This window comes from Aquabacterium sp. TM01 (assembly GCF_057808345.1).
In genome coordinates, this window is sequence record NZ_AP046529.1 from 1254568 (window position 1) to 1266425 (window position 11858).

An 11858-nucleotide genomic window follows, 5' to 3' on the forward strand; every position below is an offset into this window, starting at 1 on the left:
GAAGCTGGAGACTATGAATATGAAACCGTGGCGCGTTGCGATGGCTGGCCTGTCCTTGGCTTTGGTCTCACCCTTGACCTGGGCGGCTGCGGCCATTCAGGCCATCACCAGCACCCAGCAGGCGGGAACCGATGTGGTACGCATCGAGTTGTCCGAGCCGCTGGCTGCCTTGCCGGCGGGCTTCATCGTGCAAACGCCGCCCCGCATTGCCATCGATCTGCCGGGCGTCGGCAGCGAGCTGGAGCGCAGTGTCGTGGAGATCAACCAGGGTAATGTGCGAACCGTGAACGTGGCGCAAGCCGGTGAACGGACCCGTCTGGTACTGAACCTGCGCCAGGCCACGACCTATACCGCCAGTCTCCAAGGCAAGACCTTGTTACTGAGCTTGGCCCCTGCGGTCACCGGCAATGCACCCCAGGCAGCCGGTACCACCCGTGTCGGCTCCAGCGAGGTAGTGCACTTTGCCGAGAGCAAGAACGTCAACCCGCTCGCACTGAAGGACATCGACTTCCGTCGTGGTCAGGATGGTGCGGGGCGTGTGGTCATTGATCTGCCCAACAGCCAGGTAGGCGTCGACATCAAGCAGCAAGGTCAAGGTCTGGTCGTCGAATTCATGCGCACGACCTTGCCGGAGCGTCTGCGCCGCCGCTTTGATGTGACCGACTTCGGGACACCGGTGCAAAACATGACGGCAGAACAGGTCGGCGATCGTGTCAAGCTGACGGTCAAGCCCAAGGGTGACTGGGAGCATTCCGCTTACCAGAGCGATAACCAGTTTGTGCTGGAGGTGCGCGCCCGCAAGGCCGAGCCCAACAAGCTGACCCCGGGACCGGGTTACGCGGGCGAAAAGCTTTCGCTCAACTTCCAGAACATCGAAGTTCGCGCGCTGCTGCAGGTCATCGCTGACTTCACCAACTTCAACGTGGTGACCAGTGACACCGTGACCGGTACAGTCACGCTGCGCCTCAAGGATGTGCCTTGGGATCAGGCGCTGGACATCATCATGCAGGCCAAGGGCCTGGGCGTGCGCAAGACCGGCAATGTGCTGTGGATTGCGCCCAAGGATGAGATCTACACGAAGGAAAAGCTCGACCTCGAAGCCAAGAAGCAGATCCAGGATCTGGAGCCATTGCGCACACAGGCTTTCCAGCTGAATTACGCGAAAGCGGAAGAAATCGCCAAGCGTTTGACGGGTGATTCTGGCTCGGGTGGTAGCGGCTCCAACACGAAGACGATTTCGCCGCGCGGCAGTGTGTTCCATGAGCAGCGCACGAACCAGATCTTTGTGACGGACATTCCGTCCAAGCTGGAAGAAATCCAGCAAATGATCTCGAAGATCGACATTCCGATGCGGCAGGTGCTGATCGAGGCACGCATCGTGGAAGCCACGGACACGTTTGGCCGCAACTTGGGCGTCAAGCTGGGTGCCTTGGACATGCGTGGCGTGCGTGGTGGCGTGCCGGGCTATGGTGTGGGTGGCGATAACCGCGTGGCGCTGACAGGTACCTATCAAGGGGTGGGGGAACAAACTCTCCAGGCGAAAGCGACGGATGGTAGCTACACCCCGAACACCTATTTTGTGAACATGCCGTCGGCGGGCATCAATGGGATCAACCCGGCCTCGGTGGCGCTGTCGCTGTTTGGCGCCAACTCCAACCGATTCCTGAACCTGGAGCTGTCTGCGTTGGAGGCTGAAGGCAAGGGCAAGATCGTGTCCAGCCCGCGTGTGATCACGGCTGACCAGGTTAAGGCTTTGATCGAGCAGGGCACGGAGTTGCCTTACCAGACCGCGACTTCCAGCGGCGCTACATCGATCGCTTTCCGCAAAGCCAGCATGAAGCTGGAAGTGACCCCCCAAATCACGCCTGAAGGCAGCATCATTCTGGATGTGGACGTCAACAAGGACAGCGTGGGGCGTATCACGACGGCGGGGTATGCCATCGACACCAAACATGTGCAAACACAGGTGTTGGTCGAGAACGGCGGCACGGTGGTGATTGGCGGTATTTACATGCAGAGCGAAACCGAGAACAAGTCGCAAGTACCCTTGCTGGGTGACATCCCTGTGCTGGGTAACTTGTTCAAGACACGCTCAAAGACATCGGAGCGCTCGGAGTTGCTGATTTTCCTGACACCGAAGGTGATCACGGAAAAGGGCGCTTTGCGCTAACAGAGAAGTATTGGGATAACCCGATCAGGGGGAAATTATGAATTGGAAGAATTGGTTGGTTTCGATTGCCTCTGTCGGCTTGTTGGCAGCTTGCGGTGGCGGTGGAAGTGATGCGGGGACATCCCCGTTTAAGCCGGGCGGTGGCGCTACTGGTACGGGTGATGCTGGCTCGGAGTCAGTTGCAGCGGCCATAGATGTAACGTCTAGCAAGTTGCAGCTTGATTCCGGTGCCGGAGATAGTGCGGTTATCACGGTGTTGGTGAAAAAGGCGGGTAGTGTTGTGCTGTCCGGTGCACCTGTGACGGTAACTGCGTCATCGGGTACCCTCGTTGTTTCCGCTGCGACTTCTAATGATGCTGGCGTTGTGACTGCCACTTTGACGCCGGGTACATCGACGGCTGACAAAAGCAACCGCACGATCACCGTGACTGCAACGTCGGGCGCAGTTTCAAGTTCAGTCGCAGTTCAAGTGGCCGGAACAAGCTTGGCGTACTCAGGGGCGACATCGTTGAGCGTCAGCACGTCGCCAACAACCCTGAAAGTATTGTTGAAGGACGCCAAGGGTGCGGCAATTTCCAATTCAACGGTCACAGTTTCTGCAAGCCAGGTGAACAATCAGTTTGCAGCGCGGACAGCAACTACAGACGGCAATGGCGTGGCGACCTTCAGTTACACACCGGCTAATGCGGGGGTAGACGCACTGATTTTTTCTGCACTTGGCACGACCGTGACGGCGAATTTGTCCATCAGCGGCGAGGATTTCGTGTTTGTCAGCCCGGCGGCTAATCAGCAGGTAACTGTCAGCGCCAGCCAGCAATTGACGGTTCGTTATCGCTTGAATACTGTTGCTCAAATCGGCAGAACGGTCAGCTTTGCAACGACTGGTGGTACCTTGACTGCCGGGTCGGCGGTCACGAATGCGAGCGGTGAAGCGTCGGTTGATATTTCCTCAACTTTTGCGGGTTCAGCCAGCGTGAGTGCCACGATCGCCGGTGTAGGGACCATTACCTTGCCGGTTTCTTTCGTGGCAGTGAATCCTTCCAGTTTGGTGTTGCAAGTATCACCTTCTGCGATTGGAGCCAACCAAGCTGGTAGCACAACGCAACAGGCGACGGTCTTGGCACGAGTGAGGGATGCGCAAGGTAATCCGGTTGCCAACAAGGTTGTCAATTTCTCTCGTACGGCCGATCCTAGCAACGGAAACCTGAGTGCCGCCTCGGCAACCACCGATGCGAATGGCGAAGCTTCGGTGAAATATATTTCCGGCGCTTTGTCAACGGCCAGTAATGGCGTGAAGCTCAGTGCCACCGTTGCAGATACACCAGCAGCCACCGGAACAGCTGATTTGACGGTGAGCGAAAAGGCACTGTTCATCGCGTTGGGAACGGGTAATGTGATTACCAACCTTGACGAACAGACTTACCGTAAAGCATGGTCTGTGTCCGTGACCGATGCAAACGGTGTGGCCGTGTCTGGGGTTAACTTGACGCTTCGATTGCTGCCAATGAAGTACGGCAAGGGCTCGATGAGCCTATCAGCGACACCTGATGGGGCAGGCGGTTTTACATTTAGTGCGCCCTGGACTGTCAGCGACACTACAGTAGTAAGTCCTACTTTGGATGTGCCATCTGGTAAGCGCTTGTGGTGTGATAACGAAGACGCCAACTTCAATGGCACGTTGGATAACGCCCCCCCTAGTGATGAGGACGCCAACAATAATAATGTCTTGGAGCCAGGTAATGTGATCGCGTTGGCGGCAGGTAGCGGTTCTGTGACCACCGATGTCAATGGCCGGGCCACCATTTACATTGATTACGCGGAGAGCTATGCACCCTGGGTCAACGTCACCTTGAGGGCGACCGCTGTGGTGTCTGGCACCGAGTCGGTGAAGGACGCCAATTTCACTGTGTCCGGTTCCTCCGAGGACTTTAGGAATTCGGATGTGGCTCCTGCTGGGCTGAATAGCCCGTTCGGCAAGAAGGCATCATGCGCGGTGGCAGGTTGATTTTGAATGAGCATCTCTCTCGTCGGCCTCCCCGGCGGTGGTAAATCCACCGTCGGGCGGCAACTGGCTAAACGCATCGGCGCTCGCTTTGTCGATTCCGATGCGTTGCTCGAAGAGCGGATCGGCATGCCGATCCGTTCCTTCTTTGAGATGTACGGTGAATCTGCTTTCCGCGACCGGGAAGAGGCCGTCATTGATGAGCTGACGCGCCATGAAGGTGAGCCGCTGATCATTGCGACGGGGGGCGGAGCTGTGTTGCGACCCCCCAATCGAGCCCATCTGCACGATCGCACCACGGTGATTTACCTGCGCTCTTCTCCCGAAGAGCTGTACCGTCGTCTGCGTCACGACACGCAGCGCCCGCTATTGCAGGTGGCTGATCCGCAGGCCAAGTTGCGCGAGTTGTACGAACAGCGTCACCCGCTCTATGAAGAGGTGGCGCACTACAGCGTGGACACGGGGCGGCCTTCGGTTGCCACACTGGTCAACATGATCATGATGCAGTTGGAGGTCGCAGGTTTGTTGCCGCCAAGCATTCAGGCATCCGCCAGCGTGCCCACCAAGACGGGCTGATGCACGTCGGTGTATGTCGTTCATGAAACAGGGGCCAGATCGGCCCCTGTTTGCTTTCAGTTCTGGCGTAAGAGCAACGCGCGCTCAGGCCAGACTTAACCCCTGCAAATACTGCTTGAACCAAGCGCCCACCTGCGGGTGCTGCAAGGCCAGTTCCACATTGGCCTCCAGGAAGCCTTCCTTGCTGCCGCAGTCGTAACGCTTGCCGTCGTAGCGGTACGCGTATACCTTCTCGCTACGCAGCAGGCCAGCGATGCCGTCGGTCAGCTGGATTTCGTTACCCACGCCGCGAGGCTGTTGGCGGATCTGCTCGAACACGCCCGGCGTGAGGATGTAGCGGCCAGCCACCCCCAGGCGGGACGGTGCCACTTCAGGGGCGGGCTTCTCAACAATCTGGGAGACCTCCATGACGCGATCGCTCTGCATCTGGCCGGCCACGATGCCGTAGCGTTTGGTGTGCTCGGCAGGCACTTCCTGCACGGCAAGAATGGAGCCCTGTAGGGCTTCAAACTGCTTCACCATCTGCTTGAGCACGCTGGTCTCGCCCACCATCAGGTCGTCGGCCAGCAGCACGGCAAAGGGCTCGCCGCGCACGAGGCGTTCGCCGCAGAGCACGGCGTGGCCCAGGCCCAGGCTCTTGGGCTGGCGCACAAACACGCATTCCATGTCAGTGGGCTTGATGGAGTGCACCAACTCCAGCAGCTCATTCTTGCCGGCTTGTGCCAGCTCGTATTCCAGCTCGAACGCAGTGTCAAAGTGGTCTTCAATGGCACGCTTGTGGCGGCCGGTCACGAAGATCATTTCGCGGATACCGGCGTCATAAGCCTCTTCCACGGCGTACTGGATCAGGGGCTTGTCCACTACCGGCAGCATTTCTTTGGGCTGTGCTTTGGTCGCGGGCAGGAAACGGGTGCCCAGGCCCGCCACCGGGAAGATGGCTTTCGTGATGCTCACAGATCGAATCCTTGGTGTGCTGTTCGTGGGATGCCGTTCATGCCGGCGATCAACCCAGGCGGTTGAATTGCTGCTGCACGCGCTCCAGCGTGGTGCCGAAGTCAGCCATACGTTGCTTCTCTTGCTCCACCACGGCGGCCGGGGCGCGGGCCACGAAGCTTTCGTTACCGAGCTTGGCCTGAGCCTTGGCAATCTCACCTTCCAGGCGCTTAATTTCTTTGGTCAAGCGTTCTTTCTCGGCGGCCACGTCAATCTCGACGTGCAGAGCCAGGCGGGCATCACCTTGCACGGCCACGGGGGCCAGGGCGGTGGCTTCGGCGAAGGCGGCTTCGTCCAGTTGCTTGACTTCGCTGAGCTTGCCCAGAGCCTTGAGCACCGGGGCGGCCTTGGCGATGAACGCATCGTCACCGGTGACCAGCAGCGGCATGCGCTCGGCCGGCGAGAGGTTCATCTCGCTGCGCAGGTTGCGGGTGGTACCCACAATGGCCTTGAGCTTGGCCACCCAGTCGTCGGATTCAGCACAGACCTTGCTCAGGTCGGCCTGAGGGTAGGGCGCGACCACAATGGTGTCGTCCGCGTCGGCGGCCTTGCGGCCGGCCACAGGGGCCACCACTTGCCACAGCTCTTCGGTGATGAAGGGGGTGATGGGGTGCAGCAGGCGCAGCACGGTTTCCAGCACGCGGATCAGGGTGCGGCGGGTGGCGCGGGCTTGGGCCTCGTTGCCGCTGTCTTTGGCGGCGTTCAACTGGGCCTTGGCGATTTCGATGTACCAGTCGCAGTACTCGTCCCACACGAACTGGTAGATGGCGTTGGCGACGTGGTCCAGGCGGAACTCGGTGAAACCTTGTTCGACCGCGGCTTCCACGCGCTGCAGTTCGGACACGATCCAGCGGTCAGCCGGGCTGAAGTCCAGGTAACCGGTGGCGGCACACTGGCCGGGTTCCTTGGCCAGGTTCAGACCGCAGTCCTGGCCTTCGGTGTTCATCAGCACGAACTTGGTGGCGTTCCACAGCTTGTTGCAGAAGTTGCGGTAGCCCTCGCAGCGCTTGGAGTCGAAGTTGATGCTGCGGCCCAGGCTGGCGAGTGCGGCAAAGGTGAAGCGCAGCGCGTCGGCCCCGTAGCCGGGGATGCCTTCGGGGAATTCCTTTTCGGTGTTCTTGCGAACCTTGGGTGCCGTCTCAGGCTTGCGCAGGCCGGTGGTGCGCTTGTCCAGCAGCGGGGCCAACTCGATGCCGTCGATCAGGTCGACCGGGTCGAGCACATTGCCTTCGGACTTGGACATCTTCTGGCCTTGCGCATCGCGCACCAGGCCGTGGATGTACACGTGCTTGAAGGGCACTTTGCCGGTGAAGTGCTTGGTCATCATGATCATCCGGGCAACCCAGAAGAAGATGATGTCGTAGCCGGTGACCAGCACGGACGAAGGCAGGAACAGGTCCATTTCCTTGGTCTGGTCAGGCCAGCCCAGGGTGGAGAAGGGCACCAGCGCGGACGAGTACCAGGTGTCGAGCACGTCTTCGTCGCGGGTCAGCTCGCCCTCGTAGCCGGCGGCCTTGGCGCGGATGCGGGCCTCGTCTTCATTGCGTGCGACGAAGATTTCGCCGTTGCTGCCGTACCAGGCCGGGATCTGATGGCCCCACCACAGTTGGCGGCTGATGCACCAGTCCTGGATGTTCTTCATCCACTGGTTGTAGGTGTTGACCCAGTTTTCGGGGACGAACTTTACCTCGCCCGATTCGACGGCCTCAATGGCCTGTTCGGCGATGGACTTGCCCTGCGCGCCGGGCTTGGTCATGGCGACGAACCACTGGTCGGTCAGCATGGGCTCAATGATCTGGCCGGTGCGGGCGCAGCGCGGCACCATCAGCTTGTGCTTCTTGACTTCGACCAGCAGGCCTTCGGCTTCCAGTTGGGCCACCAGGGCCTTGCGGGCCACAAAGCGGTCCAGGCCGCGATAGGCCTCGGGGATCTCTTCCAGGTGCGACACCACCTGCGCATCGAGCGTGAAGATGGTGATCATCGGCAGGCTGTGACGCTGGCCGACCTGGTAGTCGTTGGTGTCGTGGGCCGGGGTGACCTTGACGACGCCGGTGCCGAAGTCCTTCTCGACGTGTTCGTCGGCGATCACGGGCACGAGGCGGCCGGTGATGGGCAGCTTGACCAGTTTGCCGATCAGGTGGGTGTAGCGCTCGTCTTCGGGGTGGACCATGACGGCGGTGTCGCCCAGCATGGTTTCCGGACGGGTGGTGGCCACGACCAGGGTCTCATCGCTGCCATCGATCGGATAGCGGATGTGCCACATCGAGCCGTCTTCTTCCTCGCTTTCGACTTCGAGGTCTGACACGGCGGATTTGAGGATCGGGTCCCAGCTGACCAGGCGCTTGCCGCGGTAGATCAGGCCTTCTTCGTACAGTTTGACGAAGGTGTCGCTCACGACCTTGGACAGCTTGTCGTCCATGGTGAAGTACTCGTGCTCCCACGAGACCGAGTCACCCATGCGGCGCATCTGTTGCGTGATAGTCGAGCCCGATTGCTCCTTCCATTCCCAGATCTTGGCGACGAAGTTCTTGCGGCCCAGGTCGTGGCGATTCTGGCCCTTTTCCTGCAGCTGGCGCTCCACCACGATCTGGGTGGCGATGCCGGCGTGGTCAGTGCCCGGGATCCACAAGGTGTTGTGGCCCTTCATGCGGTGGTAGCGCGTCAACGAGTCCATGATGGTCTGGTTGAAGGCGTGGCCCATGTGCAGCGTGCCGGTCACGTTGGGAGGCGGCAGCTGGACGCAGAAGGAGGGCTTGGACTCGTCGAGCGTGGGCTTGTACAGGCCGCGCTGTTCCCACTGGGGACCATATTTGGCTTCAATGGGAGCGGGATCGAAAGATTTGGCGAGTTCGGTCATGGTGTGGGTCGGCAGGCCGCACCGGTGTGGCACAGCAGTCTCAGCAGCAACGTGCCATTTTAGGTGCAGGCGTGGGTGTTGCAGAGGTGGTGCGTCAGCTCTTGTTTCATGAGGTGGATCAAGTTCTTGGCCGTTTCAGATCACGGTGTCATGATGTGGACTTGGCGTGAGCGGTGGTTGGTCATAGGATGGGCATGAGGCCGGACCACGACAGAGACCGGCCCACAGGCATGGAGGTGTGCATGTACGAACATTTGTTGGTGCCGGTGGATGGCAGCGAGCTGTGTGACAAGGCGATTGAGCACAGCATTGGCTTGGCCAAGATGCTGGGTGCGTCGATCACCGGTTTCACGGCCGAGCCGCCCTTGCCCGTGCTGGTGGTGGAGCAAGCCGCCGTGGCCTACGACGTGGAGACCTTCCAGGAGCACGAGAAGCGCTGCGAGGCCCACGCCCGCGAGATTTTGTTGGCGTTTGCCGAGAAGGCGCGTCAGGCCGGCGTGGCGTTCGATGGCCAGTTCGTCATCACGGACAACGTGCAGCAGGCCATCGCTGACATGGCCGCGCAGCGAAATTGTGATTTGATCGTGATGGCCTCACATGGACGTCATGGGCTGGATGCCCTCATTCACGGATCTTTGACCAAGAGCGTGCTGGCCCATTCCCAGGTGCCATTGCTGGTGCTGCATTGATTTTCTTCAACCACAAGGAGCTGACCATGAGCGAACTGACCTCGAACCAAAAAGACAAGCTGATGAGCGACCTGAAGCTGGTGATGGCCGATGCCGAAGCCTTGCTGGCCGCCACGGCGGACGACGCCAGCGGTGGCATTGCAGAGTTGCGCACACGCGTTCAGGCCACGCTGTCTCATGCCAAGGACGGTCTGATCGACGCTCAGGCGGCTGTGGTGGACAAGGCCAAAGCGGCTGCCAAGGCTACCGATGGTTATGTGCACGACAACCCCTGGAAGTCGGTCAGCGTGGCGGCGGGCGTGGGCTTGCTGGTCGGGATTCTGATCGGCCGTCGTTGATGGTTGCGGGCTTGATCTGTTCATGACCGATCCGTCCAACGGGCCCTCCTCGCAGGGCCGAGGGCTGGGTGCTTCGCTGCAAGGCTTGATGGCCACGGTGCTGGCCATCTTCCACACGCGGCTGGAGTTACTCGTCACCGAAGTCGAAGAAGAGAAGCGGCGCCTGCTGGCCACGGTGGCCTGGGGCGCCGTGGGCGTTCTGGTGGGCTGTTTCACGCTGGCCTTTGCTGCGGTGTTCATCACGGTGCTGTTCTGGGACAGCCATCGCCTGTTGGTGGTGGGCTTGATGACCTTGACGTTTGGCCTGATCAGCGCCTGGGCCATGCACCGGGTGAAGACACTGTTGCGTGAATCGGGGCAGATGCTGGCAGCGACCTTGGCCGAGCTGGACGCCGATCGCCAGGCCTTGATGCCGTCCCCCACCGTGCAGGCGCCGGTTGACGAAGCAGGGGGCAAGCCATGAGGGGCGCGAGGCATGATGATTTGCGGCTTCGCAAGCTGATGCTGCTTCAGCGCAGTGCCGTGCAGCGTCAGATGCTGGCCATCCAGACCCGGCAGGTCATTGCGCCCGCCGTACGGGTGGCCGACCGCGTGAAAGCGGGTGGTCAGTGGGTGCGGGCGCATCCCGCTTTGGTGGCGGGTGTGGCTGCGCTGATCCTGGCTTGGCGACCGAAAGCGGTGCTGGGCATCGCGGCGCGGTCCTTGGGTCTGTGGCAGACCGGGCGGCGCGTGTTGCCGCTGGCCGTGCGTTTGTGGGGACAGTGGCAGCAGCGCTCGACCCGATCCTGAGTTTCACGCAAGGAGTGCACGCGATGCACATGACGTTCTACGGTGCGACCAACACGGTCACGGGTTCTCGCACGCTGGTTGAAGTGGCTGGCAAGCGTTTGCTGGTCGATTGCGGCCTGTTTCAGGGCTTCAAGGCGCTGCGTGAGCGCAACTGGGATGAGTTGCCGTTCGATCCGCGCAGTCTGGATGCGGTGCTGCTGACGCATGCCCACATCGACCACAGCGGGGCCTTGCCCTTGCTGATGCGCAATGGGTTCAAGGGGCCGGTGTGGACGACCGCGGCTTCGGCCGATCTGTGCGAGATCCTGCTGATGGACACGGCCCATCTGCAGGAAGAAGAAGCGCGCTACCGCAATCGGCACAAGGCGACGAGCCATGAGCCGGCAGAGCCGCTCTACACGGTGCGAGATGCGCAACTGTGTCTGTCTCACCTCAAGCGCGTGCCGCAAGGCGGGGCGATTGACCTGGGGGACGAGGTTCAGGTGCGCTTCACGCGTGCCGGGCACATCCTGGGGGCATCGAGCGTGCACATTGAGCACCGAGGCAAGTCGGTGCTGTTTTCGGGTGACCTCGGGCGGGACGATGACTTGGTCATGTATCCACCTGAGACCGGTCAACAGGCCGACTGGGTGGTGGTGGAATCGACCTATGGCGATCGCTTGCATCCGACCATCGATCCGATTGACAAGCTGGGTGACATCATTCGCCGCACGGCCGCACGCGGGGGCGTGGTGCTGATTCCAGCGTTTGCCGTGGGCCGCTCGCAGGGACTCATGTATGCCTTGTATCGGCTCCGGCAGGCGGGAGCGATCCCGGACATGCCGATTGTGCTGGACAGCCCGATGGCCATCTCGGCCACCGAGGTGTACGACCGGCATCCTGAAGAGCATCGCCTCACGGCCGAAGAGGTGCAGGGCATCCGCGACATGACGCGTTTCGTGCGGACGGTGGACGAGTCCAAGGCCTTGTTGAAACAGCGCTATCCGATGGTGATCATCGCGGGCAGCGGCATGGTGACGGGAGGGCGCATCTTGCACCACCTGGCGTACTACGGCCAGCATTCGCGCAACACGGTGGTGCTCAGTGGCTTTCAGGCGGGTGGCACGCGGGGCGCGTCTCTGGCGGCTGGGGCCACATCGCTCAAGATGTTTGGCGAGTACGTGCCCATCCGGGCCGAGGTGGCACAGATTGAGGGGCTGTCTGCCCACGGGGATCAGGCTGATTTGCTGCACTGGCTGGGCGGCTTGGGTAAGGCGCCTCAGCAGGTCTTTGTCACGCATGGTGAGCCCCAGTCGGCCGACACCTTGCGTTTGCAGATCAAGGAAAAGCTGGGCTGGAAGGCGCGAGTGCCCGATTACCGCGAAACGTTCAAGCTGGACGAGACTTGACCTGACGCAAGACCCTGCTGGCCTCAGGCGACTACCTTCGGGTTCCTGTTTGTGAT

General features: G+C 60.8%; 10 protein-coding genes. 8 read left to right on the forward strand and 2 right to left on the reverse strand.

Annotated elements, in window-relative coordinates; translation table 11 throughout:
- Nucleotides 1-19: 19 nt before the first annotated feature.
- The 3 genes from AC3WW4_RS05825 to AC3WW4_RS05835 are packed head-to-tail and all read left to right on the forward strand — an operon-like array spanning nt 20 to nt 4748.
- On the forward strand, nt 20-2170 hold the full coding sequence (locus AC3WW4_RS05825) for a type IV pilus secretin PilQ (RefSeq protein WP_488827433.1): 2151 nt from the start codon (nt 20-22) through the stop codon (nt 2168-2170).
- A gap of 37 nt (nt 2171-2207) precedes the next feature.
- On the forward strand, nt 2208-4175 hold the full coding sequence (locus tag AC3WW4_RS05830; RefSeq protein ID WP_488827434.1) for a beta strand repeat-containing protein: 1968 nt from the start codon (nt 2208-2210) through the stop codon (nt 4173-4175).
- 6 nt (nt 4176-4181) lie between these two features.
- Nucleotides 4182-4748: a shikimate kinase gene (locus AC3WW4_RS05835; RefSeq protein ID WP_488827435.1), complete on the forward strand. Its 567-nt coding sequence runs from the start codon at nt 4182-4184 to the stop codon at nt 4746-4748.
- Between the two features lie 84 nt (nt 4749-4832).
- Here AC3WW4_RS05835 and galU read toward each other — a convergent pair whose 3' ends face one another.
- Together galU and AC3WW4_RS05845 are read right to left on the reverse strand one after the other, a co-directional pair.
- Nucleotides 4833-5702, reverse strand: a complete 870-nt coding sequence (gene galU, locus AC3WW4_RS05840; protein ID WP_488827436.1) for a UTP--glucose-1-phosphate uridylyltransferase GalU — start codon at nt 5700-5702, stop codon at nt 4833-4835.
- Nucleotides 5703-5751: 49 nt separating this feature from the next.
- Nucleotides 5752-8598, reverse strand: coding sequence for a valine--tRNA ligase (locus tag AC3WW4_RS05845; RefSeq protein ID WP_488827437.1), 2847 nt, complete (start codon nt 8596-8598; stop codon nt 5752-5754).
- Between the two features lie 242 nt (nt 8599-8840).
- Between AC3WW4_RS05845 and AC3WW4_RS05850 the strand changes: the two genes are divergently transcribed.
- From AC3WW4_RS05850 to AC3WW4_RS05870, 5 genes are read left to right on the forward strand one after another with little or no spacing between them, the layout of a single operon-like run.
- Nucleotides 8841-9287, forward strand: a complete 447-nt coding sequence (locus tag AC3WW4_RS05850; RefSeq protein WP_488827438.1) for a universal stress protein — start codon at nt 8841-8843, stop codon at nt 9285-9287.
- Between the two features lie 26 nt (nt 9288-9313).
- Nucleotides 9314-9625, forward strand: coding sequence for an ElaB/YgaM/YqjD family protein (locus tag AC3WW4_RS05855; RefSeq protein ID WP_488827439.1), 312 nt, complete (start codon nt 9314-9316; stop codon nt 9623-9625).
- Between the two features lie 22 nt (nt 9626-9647).
- Nucleotides 9648-10088 (forward strand): phage holin family protein, encoded by a 441-nt coding sequence (locus tag AC3WW4_RS05860; protein ID WP_488827440.1) that lies wholly within the window; start codon nt 9648-9650, stop codon nt 10086-10088.
- Nucleotides 10089-10126: 38 nt separating this feature from the next.
- Nucleotides 10127-10414, forward strand: a complete 288-nt coding sequence (locus tag AC3WW4_RS05865) for a YqjK family protein (RefSeq protein ID WP_488827441.1) — start codon at nt 10127-10129, stop codon at nt 10412-10414.
- 23 nt (nt 10415-10437) lie between these two features.
- A complete protein-coding gene (locus tag AC3WW4_RS05870) occupies nt 10438-11802 on the forward strand; it encodes an MBL fold metallo-hydrolase RNA specificity domain-containing protein (RefSeq protein WP_488827442.1) in 1365 nt (454 codons plus the stop codon).
- The last annotated feature ends 56 nt before the right edge of the window (nt 11803-11858 follow it).

Excerpts from the sequence above, each read along its gene's own strand:
- AC3WW4_RS05830 (WP_488827434.1), top strand. The coding sequence starts at position 2,208 with ATGAATTGGAAGAATTGGTTGGTTTCGATTGCCTCTGTCGGCTTGTTG.
- AC3WW4_RS05825 (WP_488827433.1), top strand. The coding sequence starts at position 20 with ATGAAACCGTGGCGCGTTGCGATGGCTGGCCTGTCCTTGGCTTTGGTC.
- AC3WW4_RS05835 (WP_488827435.1), top strand. The coding sequence starts at position 4,182 with ATGAGCATCTCTCTCGTCGGCCTCCCCGGCGGTGGTAAATCCACCGTC.
- AC3WW4_RS05850 (WP_488827438.1), top strand. The coding sequence starts at position 8,841 with ATGTACGAACATTTGTTGGTGCCGGTGGATGGCAGCGAGCTGTGTGAC.
- AC3WW4_RS05855 (WP_488827439.1), top strand. The coding sequence starts at position 9,314 with ATGAGCGAACTGACCTCGAACCAAAAAGACAAGCTGATGAGCGACCTG.
- AC3WW4_RS05860 (WP_488827440.1), top strand. The coding sequence starts at position 9,648 with ATGACCGATCCGTCCAACGGGCCCTCCTCGCAGGGCCGAGGGCTGGGT.
- AC3WW4_RS05865 (WP_488827441.1), top strand. The coding sequence starts at position 10,127 with ATGCTGCTTCAGCGCAGTGCCGTGCAGCGTCAGATGCTGGCCATCCAG.
- AC3WW4_RS05845 (WP_488827437.1), bottom strand. The coding sequence starts at position 8,598 with ATGACCGAACTCGCCAAATCTTTCGATCCCGCTCCCATTGAAGCCAAA.
- AC3WW4_RS05870 (WP_488827442.1), top strand. The coding sequence starts at position 10,438 with ATGCACATGACGTTCTACGGTGCGACCAACACGGTCACGGGTTCTCGC.